This is a genomic window from Lysinibacillus sp. CTST325, assembly GCF_054665055.1.
In genome coordinates this window covers 225,237-244,566 of record NZ_BAAFHO010000005.1, presented here as the reverse complement: position 1 = coordinate 244,566, position 19,330 = coordinate 225,237, and the positions used below count along the sequence as shown (strand labels likewise).

Below are 19,330 nucleotides of genomic sequence, written 5' to 3'. Positions count from 1 at the left end.
GGATCAAATTTGCCTGTACCTAGCGCTACGCTTTCGGTACAGAAAATAATTGCAGAAAGAAGTTAAATACATCTAAGGAGTACATCAAAATGCAACAGAAAATACCTTTTTCAACATATGCAGTCATTGGTACAATGCTTTTCGGACTGTATTTTGGAGCAGGGAATCTTATTTTTCCGATTCAACTTGGACAATTAGCAGGGACCAACTTTTGGTTTGGCCTAATTGGATTTTTAGTAACAGCTATCGGTTTACCGTTTCTAGGTATTTTAGCTATCGGTTTATCAGGCAGTAACGGTTTGCGTGACTTAGCGAGCCGTGTTCACCCATTATTCGGTGTCATCTTTTCATTAGCCCTCTATTTAACGATCGGTCCTTTTTTTGCGATTCCACGTACAGCGACAGTTCCGTTTGTTGTTGGCTTTGAACCTTATATACAAGCCGAGCATACAACACTTTTACTTGCTTTATTTAGCTTCGTATTTTTTGCCATCGTTTTTTATTTCTCATTGAATCCAGCGAAAATTATGGATTATATCGGAAAATATTTAACACCAGCTTTTTTGATTGTGTTATTTATTTTAATTATTATTAGTATTGTAAAACCGATGGGGCATTTCCAGCAGCCAATCGGAGATTATATTGATTCAGCATTTATGACAGGCTTTAAAGAAGGCTATAACACAATGGATGCATTAGCCTCATTAGCTTTTGGTATTGTCGTTATTAACGCAATTAAAAGCGCAGGAATATCAGATAGAAAGGAAATTGCTAAAGCGACGTGGAAATCTGGTATTTTTGCAATGGCATTAATGACGTTAATATACGGTTTAATAACGTATATGGGTGCATCGAGTATTGATGCTGTTGGTACATTTGATAACGGTGGCTTAATATTTGCCGCAGTGGCAGATCATTATTTTGGATCATACGGGGCTATTTTATTGGCAGTTATTATTGTCCTAGCTTGTTTAAAGACAAGTATTGGCTTAATCACATCTTGTAGTGAGTTTTTCCACGAAGTGTTCCCGAAAATAAGCTATAAATGGTTTGTTTTCATATTGTGTGTTGTGTCATTTACAATTGCCAACTTCGGATTAACAAATATTATTAAGTTTGCCATTCCAGTGCTGATGTTCTTATATCCACTAGCAATTGTCTTAATTGTCCTCGCATTATGTTCATCACTATTTAAAAATAAGCAAACTGTATATGCGATTGCGATGATTTTTACAATTTTTATTAGTGTAATTGATGGTTATAAAGCGTTAGTGGGCAGCATTCCTGCAGCGAAACTAGGTATTTTTGATGCGATTGAAAAAGCTTATTCGAACTTTTTACCTTTTTACGACTTGGGCTTAGGATGGATATTACCAGCGTTAATGGGTGCTTTTATAGGATGCTTATTCCCAGCAAGGAGAGAGTGAAAATTAAAAATACCACAATCTTTGTGGAGGGCACTGAAAAACTTACGTTTTCATAAAAGCGAACCTTTTTCAGATGAAAATAAGGCACTTCTTGTTCAATTTTGAACAGGAAGTGCCTTATTTCTGTCTCTATTCCTTATTCATTTTCGTTTAGTAGCGTTAATATCTGTTTCAAATTGACAGCGAATATCGTTGTAGCACCTTGAATTTCCATGCCAAATAGACCCGCAGTCGATGCCGTATCGTACCCGTGTCCGTTTTTTAATCCACTATTCTTCGCTTCTACTTTGTAGCGATTTGCAGCTAATTGCTTAAATGCTTCCGTATTTTGAAATGCCTCTTGTTCGGCATGTGTATCCGACTTTTAATAATAAGTACTTAAGAGGAATAGCATTACGTCCATTGTCTAAACAATATTTTGTTTTTAACTCTTCTAAAATGAATGAAAAATCATTTGGCACAACAATATCGTAGATCGCCATATATGGACTTAAATGAAGGGGTTTTTGATTTGAAATCATCGGGGGCACCACCTGCACATTAATTCTTTTATTATAGAGGAAAGCGTGACTAAAATAATAGTGTGATACATTGCGTTGTTTGGAGAAGCATCGCTCGACTCCTGCGGGAAAGCGAGCGGAATGCTTCGGAAAACAACAGTAGAGTCGCAGTGTCAAATGAAAAAAGCGGGGTATTCAACGATTTTATCGTTGAATACCTCGCAATGTGAGAAGATATAGACTTTTTCAGTGCCCTCAACTTTGGGTTGTGGTATTTTTGTTTTGAGATTTATTCATATACTGACATGAAAACATGTAACAGAAAGGCTCGCATGTAATTCCACGTTTTAGAAGAATACTAGAGCAGTTTCTTCTATTTTGCTTTTTTCAGGAAGTTTGGTCATTGACCGTATTCAACTTCGAATTCATAAAAAATACTCACAGTGTGCAATGCGCTGTGAGTGTTTTTTCCTTAAATCAAAGTGTTTAACGATCCCGCTAAAACATTATACTGGAATACTAGAAATACAAAGGAACTTTACAGTGGAATCTGTTTTATTTATCCAATTATGAGGGGTGGTTGAATCAAGGAAAATACAATCATAAGGATTCAAATCATGCTCTTCTGTGTCAATGACAATAGTTAGCGTCCCTTCTAGAACGTAAAGAAATTCTTGCCCCGAGTGTGAATAAGAATCCTCTCGATTTGCACCTGGATTCAGTAATACTAAAATCGGATTAAAGAGTGGATTTTCAACGTTTCTCGCTAAATCTCTATAAAAAAATTGGTTATGCATGGTGTTTGTCTTATTAATAATATTTCTCATAACTGTTGATGGTGCTGTTTGCTCATCGGATTCTGAAAAAAAATAGCTTGGATTGACACCGAGTACTTCAGAAATTTTTTTCAATGATTCGATCGTTATGGATGATTTTGATCGTTCGACCTGAGATAAAAAGCTAATTGAAAGATTCGTTTGATCAGCAATTTGTTTCAAGGTTAACTTTCGCTCTTTTCGTAAACTCTTCATTTTTGCTCCAATTAAGTTATTCACTTTCCTCAACTCCTGTTACTGATATGTAAATAAAATTTGTTAAAATCTGTTGCATAGATGTATGTTAATGGTTAATTGTCCTTAAATATTTTCAGAACACCTAATTACTTTTCGATTTATAGTAACGCAGTTTTTGTAAATCCCAAATATAAGGAGTTGCGTTGATAAGGATAACATAAAAGCGCTAGATTACAAAAAATCGACTTGTAGAAGTATAGTAAATTGTACCGTAATGACAAAATGAAAAGTGTTAATTAATGTTGAAGTACCACTTTAATAGCTCGTAAAGGAAACTTAAAATATTCAGAAAATTCCGTTTACAATGAAAATTCAATGTGTTATTATCATGGGTAATTGAAGTCGTACTTCAATTATAGCTTTTTAAAATCAAGTAATCTATCACAAATAAAGGAGAATGAAGATGAAATTTCATGGTATTTTGGTTCCGTTAGTGACTCCGTTTAAAAGCGATAAAAGTTTAGATGTAGATACTTTAAAACAATTGACTAATACATTTATTGACAAAGGTGTTACTGGTTTAGTTGTGTGTGGCACAACAGGCGAATACTACGCCTTGAACGAAGCAGAACGTGAAATCGTGTTAAAAACAGTGGTAGAAGTTGCTAAAGGTCGCATAACTTTAATTGCAGGTATCAATGATTTATCAACTGAAGGTGCGGTTAACCGTGCCAAACAAGCCAAAGATTTGGGCTATGAAGGCTTAATGTTATCACCCACACCTTATAGCCTGCCAGATCAAGCTGGATTGATTGCCCATTATGAAACGGTGGCATCGGCAACCGATTTACCTATTATCATGTATAACTTTCCAGCTCGCATCGGCATTGAAATTGAATACGACACAGTGGTGTATTTGTCGAAAAATCGGAATATTGTTGCTATTAAAGAAAGTAGTGGTGACTTTAGCCGCGCATTACGTTTACTACAAACGCCATTTGAGAATTTTGAAGTGATTTGCGGTTGTGATGATCAACCTGTGGACTTTTTCTTCTGGGGTTCGAAAAGTTGGATTGCTGGTGCTGGTAATGTGTTCCCGGAAGAACAAGTAGCTATGTTCAATGCTGCGCAAGCTGGTGACTGGGATAAGGCTCGGCAAATCATGAGGGCTATCTACCCAGCTATTCATTCTATGGAGTCCGGTAACTATAACCAAAAAGCTAAATTAGGCTGCCTAAAAGGTGAAATCAACGTGGGTTCGGTACGCCTACCTTTATCTGATTTATCAGAAGCGGAAAAAGCAGAATTTTTGGCTTTTTTTAATAAATAAATAGGGAGGAGAGACAGATGATCGTATCAAAGAACAAGTCTTTGCCCTTGCTAATGAAGGAAAGCTATGGGCAGGCAACTTAATTGATGGTTTTACGATTGCAGCCAGCAAATTAGAAAACCGCACCCGGTGGTTTGGTCGCTTCTTTTTATAGCCAAAACGTACAGCGGACGATGCACGTGGCACGTGCCATAAAAGCAGGAACCGTTTTTGTAAATGGCTTTAGCGAGGGCGATATTACCACGCCATTTGGAGGTTTTAAGCAATCTGGTTTTGGTGGCAAAGACAATGGCTTAGAAGCATTTGAACAATATGTGCAGACAAAAGGAATTTGGTACGTTCATTCATAATAATTTGAATCGGATTATTTTGGGGGAGTATATATGGGGAAAACAGATAAAAAGCTGCTAAAAAAAGTTGTTGCTGCATCGATGATTGGATCTGTAGCTGAATGGTATGAATTTTTCTTATACGGTACCGCTTCTGCTCTCGTTTTTGGAGAATTATTTTTTCAAAAAACAGGGAACGCCATTGACGGAATCCTAGCTGCATTTGCTCTCTATGCGGTAGGTTTTCTAGCTAGACCTATCGGCGGACTTGTTTTTGGTCATTATGGTGATAAAATTGGGCGTAAAAATTTATTACAGATTAGTTTGATTATCGTTGGAATTACGACTTTCTTAATGGGATGTATTCCAACATTCAATAGTATTGGTTATTGGGCTCCTATCTTACTCGTTACTTTACGTTTAATTCAAGGATTTGCTTTTGGTGGAGAATGGGGAGGAGCAGTTATTTTAGTATCTGAGCACAGTCCTGACGATCGACGAGGTTATTGGGCAAGCTGGCCACAGGCGGGTGTGCCGTTGGGGAATTTAATAGCTACAGTTGTCCTTTTACTTTTATCTAAAAACTTAAGCCCGAATCAATTTATGGACTGGGGATGGCGTGTAGCATTTTGGTTCTCTGCAGTTGTGGTATTAATTGGTCTTTGGATTCGTAAAAGTGTAGATGATGCCCCTGTTTTCAAAGAAGCGCAAGAAAAACAAGCCCAACTAGAAAAACAACAATTAGGTATTATAGAAGTGATTAAATACCATAAAAAAGCGATCATTGCTGGTATTGGAGCTCGTTTTGCAGAAAACATCTTATACTATATGGTTGTCACTTTCTCCATTAGTTATTTAAAACTTGTCGTCAATAAAGATACTTCACAAATTTTATTATTAATGTTTGGCGCCCATGCTATTCACTTTTTCTTTATACCATTAATGGGACACTTAAGTGATGTTTGGGGGCGGAAGTCAATCTATATTACAGGAGCCGTTCTAACTGCATTTTGGGGATTTATTGGGTTTCCAATGATGGATACAGGAAATGATTGGATTATTATGTCTGCCATTACGATTGGTTTATTCATACAATCGATGACGTATTCACCATACTCTGCTTTAATGACAGAGTTATTTCCAACTCATATCAGATATACAGCTTTGTCTTTATGTTATCAAGTAGCACCGATTTTAGCGGGCTCATTGGCTCCATTAATTTCATTAAGTCTTCTAAATAAATTTAATAGCTCCATCCCAATATCAATTTATTTGGTCATAGCAAGTATCATTTCTATTTCATGTATCATGCTTGTAAAAGAAACAAAAGGGAAGTCACTCACTTTTAAGAAAGCACAGTAAATATTTTCGTTTGCCATAGATAATCTATTAAGTAAGGCTAAAGTCAATTAGCAATACAATAGCTTTATACTGTAAATTTACAATAAAATATGATAAAAATGGTCTCTTGAGATTGCGTGTTTCTAAGAGATCATTTTTTATTACGCAAGTGTCCTTCTAAACATTGATATGAATCAACTTTACGGATAAAATACAAAATGAGTTCGATACAATACCGAACTCATTTTTAAAATGCTCCTAAAGAAATATCCTTTTCATATGTGCTATATAGAAGATTAGTAAGCTGTCCAACCACCATCAACAGCAATTACTTGTCCGTTAACAAAACTTGCTTCATCTGAGCCAAGGAATATAGCGAGCTGAGCAATTTCTTCAGGTTGTCCTGCACGTGGGTTAATAGCTAAACCAAGTCCTTGGCGAGCTGCACCTGTTTGACTAACATTTGTCATGGAAGAAGCAATGTTTGTGATAACTGCACCTGGTGCGATACCATTACATCGAATATTTTTATCTGCATACATAAATGCTGTGTTTTTAGTGAGACCAACAACAGCATGCTTAGAAGCAGTGTAGGCAGCCCCAGCACGAGCGCCATATAGGCCGCCAGCAGATATGTTGTTAACAAAGACACCATGTCCTTGAGCAAGGAAAATCTCTGTTGCCATACGCATCGAACGCATTACGGCAGTTGTATTTACCGCGAATACTTTGTCCCATCGCTCATCAGAAACTTCACCGACCGGCTCCATGCCATCCATAATACCAGCATTATTCACTACAATATCTAATTTGCCATAAACATCTTTTGTTTCATCAAATAAGCGCTGTAAATCTTCTGTTGATGCAACATTTGTTTGAATGGCGATCGCTGAGCCACCAACTGCTTGGATACCTTCAACAACAGCTTGTGCACCTTCTAAATTTAAGTCAGAAACTACGACCTTTGCTCCTTCTTTTGCATAGCCTTCTGCAATTGCTTTACCCATACCAGACGCTGCACCTGTTACGATGGCTACTTTCCCTTCTAATCTCATCACAAAAACCTCCTATAATTTATGTTCTTTCACCAGAGTTTATTCCAGTGATTTCGAGGATATAAAATGTTAGATATTGAACATGTGTTCATTAAAATAATATAATGATTTTGTAAGCGATTTCAATGCGCAAAATACTAAAAACTGTTCAGTAATCAACACATATAAAAAAATCTGTTTAGTAAGGGGAAAAAATTTGAGCACTAACGATTTAAGAGTTGTTAAAACAAAGCATGCATTACATAATGCTTTACTAACGTTATTGAGTGAGAAGCCTTTAGAAAACATTACAATCGCAGAAATTTGTCGGGTGGCAAAGGTAAATAGGGGTACCTTCTACTTGCACTATGAGCAAAAGGAGGGGCTATTTGAGGAATACTTTCAGGAAATTATGGAGGATTTAAATAATTCCTATGAGGAACCGTACCGTGCAGTAACAACATTGGATAAAAACCAAATAGATCCAAATACTATTCGTATTTTTCATCATATTGAGCGCTTTAAAATGTTCTATCGTATTGTTTTTTCTAAAAATGTGCCACTGACATACTATTACATGTTATTTGATGGAATTTTCGCTCTGCTAAAAAGAGATATCACACTCCATAATCAAGTACATGATGAGATATCCATTGAGTATTATAGTGCTTATCAAGCAAACGCAATCATTGGCCTAATCATTCAATGGTATCGTCAAGATTTTGTGGAAAGCGTAAGTACCTTGAATAAACAACTTGCGGCCATTTTGCGAATTGGTGAAAAGTAATGAAGGATGATGAAATTTAGGTATCATAGTAAATAATGAATCGCTCTTCGGCAAAACAAGGGGGTGATTTCCGTTCCGAATGGGGGCGTCCGATGAGCCGCTTCGCTGCAGGGTCTCAGGCCAACACGATGTTGGTCACGAAGGCGTTATCACAGGACGTGATGGTTTTAGCCTTCGTTCCCCTATCGCTAATCCCCAAGGAGTTCTCCAGTCTCCACTTCAATCAACCGTTTGCTAAATATGGATCTTCTGGCATGGTCACTTTCAATGATATAGCCGAAAGATAGTAATAGCGTCAGTACAAATGTTTACTATGCGAAAAGGTAGCGACAGCAACAATATAAGAGGAGGAGGTGGCTCGACTTTCACCCACAGGAAAGCGATAGCCTAGAACGGGAATCATCTTTATTTAAAGTACCGCATCTTAGCGAAGGTATCTTCACTGTTTCATGATTTTACTATAAAAGCGATGTACTAACTCATCATTAGTACATCGCTTTTTACGACAATATTATTGAAAAGTAGCAGATGAAATTTGCTCGCTTTCACTCTTTGCTTTTGATTTTTTTAAAGCAACGACAATAGTAGAAATGCCCAGTGTTACAGCTATGATAATTCCTAACGAGCTACAATCACTCATTAAATTATCAGTGCTTCCGCCAAAAATAATGGTGAAATAGCCATCAGCTCCATAAGTAGCTGGGAGAAGTGACGCTAGTTTATTGTAAAAATCAGATAGCATTTCTTGTGGAACAAGAACACCTGAAGTAACAAGCTGAATCGAAAGAGCACAAATATTTAAAATCATACCCAAGTTACCAAAAACTATGATAAAGGCTTGTGCCAAGCAGAGGAAAGCCCAAAACATTAATGCTTGAAAAAGATATACTGTTAAAAAATTTGCTTGACTAGAAATATTAAATAGATGCATTAAACCAATAGTTAATAGTGGAAGAGCGAAGGCTACGCTAATATTAATGAGCTGTCTTGCTAGGAACAATTGCCATTTGGAAACTGTATCTTGCACAAGTTGTGCAGCCTGCTGATGCTGCATAATCATTACCATTGCACCAACAAATGACGAAATAATAACCATCAATGGCACAAAATTCGCTGCAAACTCTTCAACATTATTCGTTTTAATAATAGTAGAACCTATCGTATGATCCTTTACACTCATAATTGTTGTAGCAACGGCTTCGTTAATTTGTTGTGCTGTATTTGGCTCCATTGGAAGCTGTGAGAACTTTTGAGAAAATGCCTCAATGGTTTTGCCTTGCTGTAAAGGATAGATAGTATGGTTAATTTCCACTGTTGCTTGTTTTGCTATTCCATCCATCATATTTTTTGCGATGCTTGCATTTGCTTGATTGATAGAGTAAATGATTTCAGCCTCTTTACCTGCTTGTAATTGACTCGTAAAGTTGCTTGGAATATGAATAATCATATGGATATCACGTTGATTTAATTCTTGTTCAGCTCTGTCTAGAGAAGTGTAATTTTCTATTGTAAAAGGTAGTTTTCCTTTTAGTTCATTTGCCACTTGTTGCCCTATTTCAGTATCTTCGCTAATTAGTCCAATCTTTAAATTTTCTGTTCTGTCATTTACACCATCATAGGCAGTCATCCAGACGGAAAAGAAAATCACCTGGAATGCAATTGTAATGACAATGCCAATATAAGTTTCTCGAATTTTAAATAAAGCTTGTAACCCTTTCATAAAAGACCTCCTGTAAAGTAAGTACTTACTTGCATTGAAAGGAAAAATTTTTTCTAGGGAGTCAATCCCCTAGAAAAAATTGAAATGCTCGTTTTTAACAATTCTTCAGTAGGCATATTAGAAACAATGGTTCCTAAGCGTGCCCGTGACATGAAATGACCAAAATTAATAGCGATAAGAGATAACGCTGCTGCTTCAAAATCAATCTCTCTAATTTTTCCTCTTTCATACATTTCCTGAAAATAATGAATTAGCTCATTTTTAATATGAAGAGGGATATTAGCAATCTCTTCATTAATTTCCGGAAACTGCATCGCTTCCTTAAAGCCAATCATTACAAAGTCTTTAATAGACATTAAAAAGTTAAAATGCTTTACAGAGAAATTTAGTAAATCCGTTTCCAAATCCCATGTAACATTTTTATTGATCTCTTGCTGTAGAAGAGGGAAATAGGAAAATTGCTCAATAATGGCCTTCAAAATGCCACGTTTGTTGCCGAAATGGCGAAAAATTGTAACTTCATTGACCCCTGCTAATTCAGCAATAGCTTTAGTAGTTGCCGCAGTATAGCCCTTCTCACTAACGAGTTGTAAAGCAGCTTCAATGATTCGTTCTGCGGTGCTTTTTGTTGACAATAGAATTCTTCCTTCCGTGCAAGTGATTACTTACATGTTAGCATAGAGTAATTCCATGTGCAATAAAAAATATTAACAGACAATGGAAATCAGTAATGTTTGGATGATAAGAGGAATTGCTCGGATAACCAAGAGAAGACGAAGAACCTCTCGAGTAGCCAGGAAAATCTAAGATAAAATCAAAAATCACTCAAGGTGAATCAAAACAACAACATAGTGCTACACTGCTAGTATGAAAAGTTTTAATAACTTTTAATGGAAAAAATAACATTGACAACTATATCGTGGGCTGATATATTTTTGGTATATCGTATGACGATATATTGTTAGACGATATAAAGAGGGGGGTTTGTATGACTCAAGAACATCCGCCATTAACAGAAGGTGTTTATTATATTTTATTAGCTTTATTTGATGCAAGACATGGTTACGGCATCATGCAACTGGTAGAAGAAATGAGCGATGGTCGTGTTCGGCTTGGAGCAGGGACGATTTATGGAGCTATCAAAACTTTACTCGAGCGAGGATGGATTGAGGCGCTAGATGGTGATGGACGAAAAAAGGAATACATCATTACAGAGAGTGGAAAAGAAGTTGTTGAATACGAAATTTTGAGATTAAGGGAACTTTTTGACAATGGCATCCGTATAACGAAGGAGGATGGAACAAATGGATAAATATCGATTGACCGTGAACCCGTATGATATTGAGAAATGGGTTAACGATATGGCAAGCCAAGGTTGGCATTTAAAAAAGTTCGCTTGGATACGTTTCACGTTCGAACGTGGAGAACCAGGTAGCTATATTTATCGGCATGATGAAATGGAGCGATATGGTGCCTCATATGAAGACGAATACATAGAATTTCTGAGGTCCTCAGGAATTGAACAGGTAGATCGTTCTGGCAATCTCGTGTTCTTTAGGAAACCAGCAAATGATGGACCTTTTGAACTTTACTCTGATAAGAGAAATAAAATGAATAAGCTGTCCCAAAGAATTTCGTTGCTACTATCGCTCATCCTTCTTAATTTGGCTATAGGAGTAATTGGTCTAAGTGGGATTTTTTCAGTACAGGCTATAGACTGGATTAAATTATCAATGAATATCACTAATATTCTTGTAGTCGTGTTATTTTCTATTCCATTATTAAAACTTGTGCGCGTGCGCAATAAATTGAAGAAGGATTTGGATCTGTTTACAGATTAGTATAGGAGAATGTATGGCTGAAAAAGGGTTGCATTTAATGCCAATAAGAAAGCGTCATTAATATGGGATGTCATATTTGCCTCGAAATTATTTTCCGGGAAATCGGAAAAATCAATCAATAGTTATAAAACTATTATTAAGGCTCATATTTAACCAGGAGTTCGCATCAGCTTTATAAGATTGGAGGTGGGACTTATGAAAAAAAGAGTGTATCGCTTTTTTCTTGATTATGAAAAGGAAGAAGCATGGGTAAATGATATGGCAGAACAAGGTTGGCATCTAAAGCGTACAATGGTCGGATACTTTATTTTTGAAAAAGGGGAACCTGGTCAATACATTTATCGCAATGAACTAGTTAAAGGTAAAAAGCAGGACTACTATGATTTTTTAGAGACGATGAATATTGAGTTTGTTTCAAAATTTGGTGTATGGGCCTATTACCGAAAAAAGAAATCAGAAGGTCCGTTTGAATTATTTTCAGATAATTCTTCAAAAATAAAATATTTAACATCGATAAGCCGTCTTTTTATAGCCGTAACATTTCTTAATCTATTAATTGGATTTATCAATCTTTATATGGTACTTGGTGAATCAACAGAAAGAATCTTAAACACTGGAGTATCAATCTTAAATTTTGTAGTCGTAATAATAATGTGTACACAAATTTTGAAGGTTGAAAGACGTAAAAAAGGACTGCAAAGAGAATTACATATATTTGAAGCGTAGGAGGAAAAAAGATGACATTACAATTAGAGCATGTCACGAAGAAATACAAAGATTTCACAGCGGTCGACAATTTAAATTTCACCATTGAAAAAGGAGAGATTTTTGGACTGATTGGACAAAACGGAGCAGGAAAAACAACAACGTTTCGTATGATTTTAGATTTACAGGAGACAACAGCTGGTACAATTACATGGGATGGCAAGCCGGTTAATGCTATAAACCGTGATGTACTTGGTTATTTACCAGAGGAACGAGGCATTTTTCCGACAATGAAGGTAGAGGATCAGCTTTACTTTTTTGGTGAGCTACGTGGCATGAAGAAGTCGGTGTTAAAGAAGGAGATTGACTATTGGATTAGTCGATTTGAGCTTGAAGAAAGACGGAAAGATAAGGCTGAAACTTTGTCAAAAGGGAATCAGCAAAAAGTACAACTGATTGCTAGCTTTATTCATAAACCTCAGTTCTTAATACTAGACGAACCTTTCAGTGGACTTGATCCTGTGAATAAAGATTTACTGAAGGATGCTATATTGCTTTTAAAAGAACAGGGCACTACGATTTTGTTCTCCAGTCACCAAATGGATAATGTAGAGGAGCTATGCGATCATCTTTGTCTATTAAAACGTGGAGTCTCTCTATTTTCAGGTAGTCTACTAGATTTAAAGAAACAATACGGAAAAACAAGATTGGCAGTACGTACAGAGTGGTCTACAACTCAATTGATGGAACTTGAAGGTGTCAAAGATGTTCGAGTAGAGAAAGAGCAAACAGTACTCACTCTAGAGGATGAAAGCTATGCACAAAGTATTTTCGAGAAGCTATCAAATGGCAAATATATAGAAAAGTTTAGTTTAGATTATTTATCGTTAGATGAGATCTTTAAAGATAAGGTAGGTGGCAACGTTGTCGAAGTTTAATTTATTAATGAAACAGCTTTACATATCAAAAATAAAATCAAAATCTTTTGTTGTAATGACAGTCATTTATATACTTGGGATGTCCGTTGCAGTATTCTGGTCAGATATTAAAGAGCTTTTTACAGGTGATGATCAAGCGCAACAAATTGCAATCGTCAATGAAACAACAGCTGATTTAAGTGGTCTCTTTGTATCGAATGGCGATATGGAATTTATACAAAATGAATCGAATATATCGGCGCTTGAGAAAAAGGTCAAGGATGAAAAGCTAGATGCGATCGTTAAAATAACAGATCAAGATGGACAGCTACATGCTGAAATTGCCACTTTCACTCCGTTGAAATTAAATGATCAAGGTGCGATAAATTCGATATTGCAACTTGCTGGCCAAAATTATGCTGTACAACAGTTATCATTAACACCAGACCAAGCAGCTCAAATTATGGATGCCAAAACGATTATTACTGATAAAAACTTAAATACAGAGTCTACAGGTGGTAAAAGCAAAGAAGAAAAACAATCAGGACAATTTGTATCTTATGCAGTAGGTATTTTAATTTATTTCTTTATTTCTACATTCCTATCTATGATTACAACGGAAATTGCGACTGAAAAAGGTTCACGTGCAATGGAAATGCTACTAGTAAGTGTTAAACCAGCTACCCATTTTAAAGCAAAAATTGCTGGTGTATTATTACTCGCGTTAACACAGATGGGTATTATTATAGTTGTCTTCTTAATCTATGCGAAATTTGCGAAGAACGGTGTTATTTGGGATATGGCAGCTAGTATCGTTAGTGAATTATCGATTGGTTATGTCATATATGCCGTGCTATTCTTACTATTAACAATTATTCTTTATTTAATTGTTGGCGCATTATTCGGTTCTTTAGTGGCTAAAGTTGAAGAAGCAGGTCAAGTATTAATGCCAGCCATGATGATTACATTAATTGGTTTCTATGTTATGTTATCGGGAATGGGAAATCCGGATACTCTTATCATTAAGATATTCTCTTATATTCCATTTACGTCTGGAATGATCATGCCGATGCGTATCGGGGCTACTGATATCGGTGTAATGGTACCACTTATATCGTTAGGTATTTTAATAGCGACAATTATTGTTGCTTATTTATTCAGTATTTCATTCTATAAACGAAGCGTTCTAACTTATAGTTCAGGTGGCGTTATTAAGAAAATTAAAACTGTGCTAAAAGTGACAACATGATGATGAAAGCAGCTACACTCTTTAAGATTAAGTACAAGTAATTGTATTTTGAATTTATTTAACATTTAAAAAGCACATTACTAAAATGAAAAATTAGTAATGTGTTTTTTATTTTGAATGATTTATTAAGGGGTTATACATTTTATAATGACAGTTTTTCCGAACGGGAAAGCCCCATCCTTAAGGTGTGGGGTGAGAGTGAGAGCAGATAAGGAGTGCTCACTAAAAACTGAAAGGTTTAGCGAGATAAACAAAGCTAATTTCAGCGTGTTAAAAGTCCAACTACACAACAGTCGAAAGGTTAAGGAAAACATAAAAAAGACCTCTAAATATAGAGGTTAGGGCGCTACTAATTCAACCTTAATTCTGTCTGGGTCTTCAAAATAAACTGCATAGTGTTCTTCCCCTCCTGCAAAGGGATGCTTATCAGTATAAAGAATTTTAATACCTTTTTCTTTTAACTTTTTTGTCATATCGTCAACCTGTTGACGTGAACTTGTATGGAAAGCCAAATGATTTAAACCTACTCGACATCTATGGTAAGGTATGTCCATAAATTGTTCATCTGTTTGAACGAAAACGATGTATGTTTCTCCAATCTTCCAACTTTGTCCACGATCCCATTCTTGAAAAGGCTCATATCCCAATTCTTCTAATAACCACCCCCAAAAGCTAACTGAATTCTTTAAATCTGAAACATATATTTCAATATGGTGTATTAGTCCCTGTGACAACGGATTACCTCCTTTTTTTACATAGTTATTTTATCAGATGATTCCATATTTTTAATTATTTATCCCAGAAACAACTATCTATTGGGGATGTGAAATTTTACAAAATGAGTCAAATATACCGGCGTTAGAGAAAAAGGCAAAGGATGAAAAGCTAGATGCAATCATTAAAATAATAGATCAAAATGGTCAACTCCATTCCGAAATTTCTACTTTCACGCTGTTGGAATTAAATAATCAAGCTGCGAATTGGCAGTCCAGATCCAATTTTCATTAAGATATTCTCTTATATTCCATTTACGTCCTAAATGGTCATGCCGATGCGTATCAGGGCTACTGATATAGGAGTAATGGTATCACTTATATCGTTAGGTATTTTAATAGCGACTCTAATTGTTGCTTGTTTATCCAGCCTATCATGCTATAAACATAGCGTGCTAACTTATTGTTCAGGTAGCGTTATTAGATACTATAAGGATCGTTAATTAAGTGCAAATAATTTGTGAAAAATCGTATGAATTAAGATTCGGAAAGTTTTTTCTGGACTTTCAGACGGTAGTCTTTACTTCCTAGTAATTTGGATTCAAATGAATTCACATTTTTTCTGATTAGTAGCCCTTGCCAGAAGTTCAAGTCATTTGTGAAAATTACCATTTCAATTTTATTGCCATTGTGATCTTCTGCATATATTGCGTCGTTTAACACAAATGCAGTCGAACCACCTTTTGCTCCAAGGTGGATAAAACGTTCATTGTTCTGCTCGTTATATTGCATTGGCCATTCTAATAAATCTCTTATAGTATCAGCAGCTGTCCCTGGAAGTTCGTCATTCGATATGATTGCTAACAACTTCCCGTAGTCATTTGCTGATGCACCTATTAAACGATCCGACCATACTTTTTGCAAATCCATAGACATATCAAATGATACATCCTCAGCTTTAATCGTTCCAACTTTCATTAGTTCACTTAGTTCTTCCGCTTTAGAACGATATGTTGCTACCGGCATCTTCCTAAGCTTTTTGATCAACTGTTTCTCACTCGACGTTTCGTTCTCTATGTACTCAGGTAGTAACAGTGCACTAACAATTGGATAGACCTCCTCATGCTGTGTCAGTTTTAGAGATTTTGCTCTTTCATTGATGTTAGTTATGCCTAGTAAATCGATTAGAAAATCTGTATTGGCATTAGAGCTGTTAGTAATCATTCCTTTTGCAACATCATGCAATGTTACTTCATTGTTTTTAACTTTACCTTCACTGCTCATTGTTTTCAGCCAATCTTCATGTGCGTTACCGTCTGTATTTTTAATGTAATAACGCTTTAAATTGTCTAACGACACGGGGCTGTCTTTAGTTATGATTCCTGCATTAATTTGCATCGCATATTCGACAGCAATTAGCATCTTTACTGTGCTTGCTAGTGGCCTGACTATATCCGATTGATATGTAATTAATTCCTCACCATTTTCCGCGACGTAAAGAGAAGTTGTTTGTGGGTAGTCCTTTAAATGGTTTAGAACATAATCAGGATTATCCCTGAAAAAGAAGTAGCTCGCAATTCCAACAACGAGAATAAAGGATCCATAAATTATTATTCGTTTCTTCGTATATGTTTTTTTATCGAAGACAATCATTGCAATGAAGCCCACAATCAATGCAAGTAAATAATTAACATTAAAAAATAGCACAGCAACGATGATTCCTAGTACAATCAATCCAGTTACGATTGTCTTTCTAATTTCCTCCTTTGTCCTGTTCTTTTTTTTAGTAAAGGCAATAGTGAAAACAACAAGATTCCTAGTAGCCCAATCCACGCCCAAATATTCATTCAGTAACTTCCTTTCTGATATTTCTATTTTTATCGCACTCTATGTAAAAATGGTTTTAATACCTTCACTTAAACACCCTTAAATGAGTAATAGAAAACGTTGAGTTAAAATCAGATATGTATTAAACCTATTTATGAGGTCACTTTGTAATAAATTCTGCTCATTCACACACGTTAAATAGTCGATAGGGTTTGTTAAATTTTGATGATCATAATTTGGTTGATTTATTAGATTAAGCATGCCAATATTAGAAAGTAATGTAAAGTGATTTACAGAATCATTCGAATTTCCTATTAAAACGAGCTATAATTTAATTTAGGAATGATGCTGCTATGTTATGTAAATTAGAGGTTGAAACTTTAGCCGACCAAACTTATAGCAAGTCTATTGAGAAGGTACAGTTTTCTTTCAAAAGCTTGAGCGTCAAGTATCCATGAGAGATGAATTAATAGACATTTTAAAAATCATGGGCAAGTAAAGTTTTTAACACAGTTCATTATAGCTTTCACCTAGAGCATCATGAGGCTTCATATATATTAAGTGACTCTTATTTTGCAAGGCTTGACTAAAATGAAACTTTTTCAGCTTAGAATCGTATGTAAATAAAAGAGATAAATCGCAGGGGGTAAAACTTTTATGTCTGAATTCGACAACGACCTATTAAAATCAAAAGATCCATTTGCATCAGAAAATCCATTATTACAGCCTAATCCATTATTACAGGTGGAGCAAGAGCCAAAAAAACCAGTACTTGTTTCTGAGCAAGAGCTATCACAGATTGCTCAAAATCAACTTGCTTTAAAGCAAGATCCAGAGGTTCATGCATTAGCACAAAAAATTGATGTAAAAGACCAAATTGCTATGTTAGAGCTTGGAAAAGAAACTGCGAATGGTATTTCTACTTTTTCAGATAAAATGCTAGCAACGATGAAAACAAGTAAGCTTGAGGAATCAAGTGTATTATTAAATAATTTAAATAGAATTATGGATAAATTTGATCCTCAAGATTTTGCGGAGGATAAAAAAGGTGGCTTCCTTACTAAGCTATTCAGTAAAGGAAAGGAACAATTAGAAAAGTTTCTATCCAAATATGACAGCATGAACAAGGAAGTGGATGTCATTTTCCGTGAAGTTCAAAAATACGAAGGTGAAATGAAACGTAATACAATTGATCTTGAAAATTTATATGATCAAAACTTAAATTACTTCCAAACTTTAAGTAAATTTATTGCGGCAATTGAAGTGAAAACAGATGAAGTACGTTCATCATTACCGGCACTTGAACAAAAAGCACAAACTGGTGATCAAATAGCGGCAATGGAATATGAAACAATGTTACGTGCTGTTGATTTACTAGAACAACGTCGTTATGATTTAGAAATGGCGCAGCAAGTTTCATTCCAATCTGCACCACAAATTCGTTTAATGCAGCAAGGCAATAACCATTTAATTGCTAAAATTAACTCTGCGTTTGTGACGACAATTCCTATATTCAAGCAAGGGCTTATTCATGCAGTGACGTTAAAGCGCCAAAAGCTTATTTCCGATTCAATGACTGAATTAGACCGTCGTACGAATGAAATGCTTGTACGTAATGCTGAAAATATTAGTAAAAATAGTGTTAATATCGCGCGTGCGGCTGGTAGCCCAAGCATTAAAATCGAAACAATTGAAACGACATGGCAAACAATTATGTCTGGTATTCAAGAAACGAAGCAAATTCAAGCAGAAACAGCTAAAAATCGTGAGGAAGGCCGTAAACGTATTGAACGTCTGCAGCTTGAATACGAAAAACTGAAAAAAATGTAATCGTAAAGCTTCTTGCATCTCTTTTCGCAAGAAGCTTATTTATATTGACAAAATAGAAATTAATACGATAATAAGACCAATGAGAATTATTTTCAATTGTGAAGGAAGAGGAAAAATGTTAAATAAGGCTATACCATTACACGAACAAATACGTGATGGAGTGAAGAGAAGTCGATGAACAAAATAAATACAACAATATTATCGTGTGAAACGTTAAAAGATGGAACACTTGCTATTGATATGACAGAACCACTTATGCTGTTATCGCAAAGTCGCTATCAAGAATTGACACATATAGAAAAGCAATATAATGCTTTACCTAAAGATTTAGATGAAAAGCATCATGTTTTGAAGCAGGATCAAAAAAATTTAAAAAAACTAAATGTACAGCTTGTAGATGATATGAAAAAAATGAAGCAGCAAAATGCGGTCTTGCAAAAAAAGTTAATGGAATATAATTGTGTAGTAGAGGAGCTAAAGGAGATTCGTCGACAAAATACAGAGCTATTAATTGAATTAAGTAAACATACTGTTCTGTCTAAGGATGCCCTGTCAGGTCCGTTAAAATCTATGATTCGTGATATGAGAGAGCAGGGTGTTGGAATTAAAGAAATTCACATTCGCATTAAACGTCAAATAAATTCTGATATCAGCTATAGTATGGTGCGTAAATATATTTCAGAGCTTGAATCTGAAAATAAAGAGTAAATATACAAGTTTTCATTTACAGTTTTCAATCAAAGTCCTATAATAAGTCTATTCTTTAA

Annotated in this window: 19 protein-coding genes and 2 pseudogenes; 13 read left to right on the top strand and 8 right to left on the bottom strand. The window is 35.5% G+C overall.

Translation table 11 applies throughout. From position 1 onward, the window contains the following. The first annotated feature begins 89 nt into the window (after positions 1–89). Positions 90–1,427 (top strand): branched-chain amino acid transport system II carrier protein, encoded by a 1,338-nt coding sequence (gene brnQ, locus ACYQ73_RS14550; protein ID WP_460013143.1) that lies wholly within the window; start codon positions 90–92, stop codon positions 1,425–1,427. Between the two features lie 136 nt (positions 1,428–1,563). On the opposite strand, the pseudogene ACYQ73_RS14545 reads toward brnQ, so the two are convergent. From ACYQ73_RS14545 to ACYQ73_RS14535, 3 genes and pseudogenes are all read right to left on the bottom strand, one after another. Next, a pseudogene (locus ACYQ73_RS14545) lies at positions 1,564–1,791 on the bottom strand (transposase); the annotation flags it as partial. Then, positions 1,781–1,948 (bottom strand): annotated as a pseudogene (locus ACYQ73_RS14540) (IS5/IS1182 family transposase); the annotation flags it as partial. The pseudogenes ACYQ73_RS14540 and ACYQ73_RS14545, both read right to left, overlap by 11 nt. Before the next feature lie 485 nt (positions 1,949–2,433). Continuing rightward, the gene (locus tag ACYQ73_RS14535; protein ID WP_460013142.1) at positions 2,434–2,982 is read right to left on the bottom strand and encodes a helix-turn-helix domain-containing protein; all 549 of its coding nucleotides are present in this window, start codon (positions 2,980–2,982) and stop codon (positions 2,434–2,436) included. A 421-nt stretch (positions 2,983–3,403) separates the two neighbouring features. On the opposite strand from ACYQ73_RS14535, the gene dapA reads away from it, so the two are divergent. The 3 genes from dapA to abaF all read left to right on the top strand — a co-directional run bounded on the left by dapA (position 3,404) and on the right by abaF (position 5,961). Continuing rightward, entirely contained in the window at positions 3,404–4,270 is an 867-nt protein-coding gene (gene dapA / locus ACYQ73_RS14530; protein ID WP_460013141.1) for a 4-hydroxy-tetrahydrodipicolinate synthase, read from the top strand. 134 nt (positions 4,271–4,404) lie between these two features. Continuing rightward, positions 4,405–4,620, top strand: a complete 216-nt coding sequence (locus ACYQ73_RS14525; protein ID WP_460013140.1) for an aldehyde dehydrogenase family protein — start codon at positions 4,405–4,407, stop codon at positions 4,618–4,620. Between the two features lie 33 nt (positions 4,621–4,653). Beyond that, positions 4,654–5,961 carry a fosfomycin efflux MFS transporter AbaF gene (gene abaF, locus ACYQ73_RS14520; protein ID WP_460013139.1) on the top strand — a complete coding sequence of 436 codons (1,308 nt, stop codon included), beginning with the start codon at positions 4,654–4,656 and terminating at the stop codon, positions 5,959–5,961. Between the two features lie 275 nt (positions 5,962–6,236). On the opposite strand, the gene ACYQ73_RS14515 is transcribed toward abaF, so the two are convergent. After that, complete coding sequence (locus tag ACYQ73_RS14515; protein WP_460013138.1) at positions 6,237–6,995, bottom strand: SDR family oxidoreductase; 759 nt, start codon at positions 6,993–6,995, stop codon at positions 6,237–6,239. A gap of 196 nt (positions 6,996–7,191) precedes the next feature. Between ACYQ73_RS14515 and ACYQ73_RS14510 the strand changes: the two genes are divergently transcribed. After that, complete coding sequence (locus tag ACYQ73_RS14510; protein ID WP_460013137.1) at positions 7,192–7,761, top strand: TetR/AcrR family transcriptional regulator; 570 nt, start codon at positions 7,192–7,194, stop codon at positions 7,759–7,761. Between the two features lie 79 nt (positions 7,762–7,840). After that, positions 7,841–7,999: a hypothetical protein gene (locus ACYQ73_RS14505; protein ID WP_460013136.1), complete on the top strand. Its 159-nt coding sequence runs from the start codon at positions 7,841–7,843 to the stop codon at positions 7,997–7,999. Positions 8,000–8,272: 273 nt separating this feature from the next. On the opposite strand, the gene ACYQ73_RS14500 is transcribed toward ACYQ73_RS14505, so the two are convergent. Beyond that, the gene (locus ACYQ73_RS14500) at positions 8,273–9,481 is read right to left on the bottom strand and encodes a YhgE/Pip domain-containing protein (protein WP_460013135.1); all 1,209 of its coding nucleotides are present in this window, start codon (positions 9,479–9,481) and stop codon (positions 8,273–8,275) included. A 53-nt stretch (positions 9,482–9,534) separates the two neighbouring features. After that, positions 9,535–10,116: a TetR/AcrR family transcriptional regulator gene (locus ACYQ73_RS14495; protein ID WP_460013134.1), complete on the bottom strand. Its 582-nt coding sequence runs from the start codon at positions 10,114–10,116 to the stop codon at positions 9,535–9,537. Between the two features lie 353 nt (positions 10,117–10,469). Between ACYQ73_RS14495 and ACYQ73_RS14490 the strand changes: the two genes are divergently transcribed. The 5 genes from ACYQ73_RS14490 (at position 10,470) to ACYQ73_RS14470 (ending at position 14,193) form a co-directional block, all read left to right on the top strand. Next, positions 10,470–10,793, top strand: a complete 324-nt coding sequence (locus tag ACYQ73_RS14490) for a PadR family transcriptional regulator (RefSeq protein WP_460013133.1) — start codon at positions 10,470–10,472, stop codon at positions 10,791–10,793. Continuing rightward, entirely contained in the window at positions 10,786–11,322 is a 537-nt protein-coding gene (locus ACYQ73_RS14485; RefSeq protein ID WP_460013132.1) for a DUF2812 domain-containing protein, read from the top strand. Before ACYQ73_RS14490 ends, ACYQ73_RS14485 begins: the two co-directional genes overlap by 8 nt. 195 nt (positions 11,323–11,517) lie before the next feature. Continuing rightward, on the top strand, positions 11,518–12,048 hold the full coding sequence (locus ACYQ73_RS14480) for a DUF2812 domain-containing protein (RefSeq protein ID WP_460013131.1): 531 nt from the start codon (positions 11,518–11,520) through the stop codon (positions 12,046–12,048). Between the two features lie 11 nt (positions 12,049–12,059). Further along, positions 12,060–12,965, top strand: a complete 906-nt coding sequence (locus tag ACYQ73_RS14475) for an ABC transporter ATP-binding protein (protein WP_460013130.1) — start codon at positions 12,060–12,062, stop codon at positions 12,963–12,965. After that, on the top strand, positions 12,952–14,193 hold the full coding sequence (locus ACYQ73_RS14470) for an ABC transporter permease (RefSeq protein ID WP_460013129.1): 1,242 nt from the start codon (positions 12,952–12,954) through the stop codon (positions 14,191–14,193). Before ACYQ73_RS14475 ends, ACYQ73_RS14470 begins: the two co-directional genes overlap by 14 nt. Positions 14,194–14,531: 338 nt before the next feature. On the opposite strand, the gene ACYQ73_RS14465 is transcribed toward ACYQ73_RS14470, so the two are convergent. Both ACYQ73_RS14465 and ACYQ73_RS14460 read right to left on the bottom strand, forming a co-directional pair. Further along, positions 14,532–14,927 carry a VOC family protein gene (locus ACYQ73_RS14465; RefSeq protein WP_460013128.1) on the bottom strand — a complete coding sequence of 132 codons (396 nt, stop codon included), beginning with the start codon at positions 14,925–14,927 and terminating at the stop codon, positions 14,532–14,534. A gap of 516 nt (positions 14,928–15,443) precedes the next feature. Next, positions 15,444–16,739: a serine hydrolase gene (locus tag ACYQ73_RS14460; RefSeq protein ID WP_460013230.1), complete on the bottom strand. Its 1,296-nt coding sequence runs from the start codon at positions 16,737–16,739 to the stop codon at positions 15,444–15,446. Positions 16,740–17,390: 651 nt separating this feature from the next. Here ACYQ73_RS14460 and ACYQ73_RS14455 point away from each other — a divergent pair. Further along, complete coding sequence (locus ACYQ73_RS14455; RefSeq protein ID WP_460013127.1) at positions 17,391–18,563, top strand: toxic anion resistance protein; 1,173 nt, start codon at positions 17,391–17,393, stop codon at positions 18,561–18,563. Positions 18,564–18,737: 174 nt separating this feature from the next. Continuing rightward, positions 18,738–19,271, top strand: a complete 534-nt coding sequence (locus ACYQ73_RS14450) for a hypothetical protein (protein WP_460013126.1) — start codon at positions 18,738–18,740, stop codon at positions 19,269–19,271. Positions 19,272–19,330: the final 59 nt, after the last annotated feature.

Coding starts and splice junctions, on each gene's coding strand:
- brnQ (WP_460013143.1), top strand. CDS start 90: ATGCAACAGAAAATACCTTTTTCAACATATGCAGTCATTGGTACAATG.
- dapA (WP_460013141.1), top strand. CDS start 3,404: ATGAAATTTCATGGTATTTTGGTTCCGTTAGTGACTCCGTTTAAAAGC.
- abaF (WP_460013139.1), top strand. CDS start 4,654: ATGGGGAAAACAGATAAAAAGCTGCTAAAAAAAGTTGTTGCTGCATCG.
- ACYQ73_RS14515 (WP_460013138.1), bottom strand. CDS start 6,995: ATGAGATTAGAAGGGAAAGTAGCCATCGTAACAGGTGCAGCGTCTGGT.
- ACYQ73_RS14505 (WP_460013136.1), top strand. CDS start 7,841: ATGGGGGCGTCCGATGAGCCGCTTCGCTGCAGGGTCTCAGGCCAACAC.
- ACYQ73_RS14500 (WP_460013135.1), bottom strand. CDS start 9,481: ATGAAAGGGTTACAAGCTTTATTTAAAATTCGAGAAACTTATATTGGC.
- ACYQ73_RS14490 (WP_460013133.1), top strand. CDS start 10,470: ATGACTCAAGAACATCCGCCATTAACAGAAGGTGTTTATTATATTTTA.
- ACYQ73_RS14485 (WP_460013132.1), top strand. CDS start 10,786: ATGGATAAATATCGATTGACCGTGAACCCGTATGATATTGAGAAATGG.
- ACYQ73_RS14480 (WP_460013131.1), top strand. CDS start 11,518: ATGAAAAAAAGAGTGTATCGCTTTTTTCTTGATTATGAAAAGGAAGAA.
- ACYQ73_RS14475 (WP_460013130.1), top strand. CDS start 12,060: ATGACATTACAATTAGAGCATGTCACGAAGAAATACAAAGATTTCACA.
- ACYQ73_RS14455 (WP_460013127.1), top strand. CDS start 17,391: ATGTCTGAATTCGACAACGACCTATTAAAATCAAAAGATCCATTTGCA.
- ACYQ73_RS14450 (WP_460013126.1), top strand. CDS start 18,738: ATGAACAAAATAAATACAACAATATTATCGTGTGAAACGTTAAAAGAT.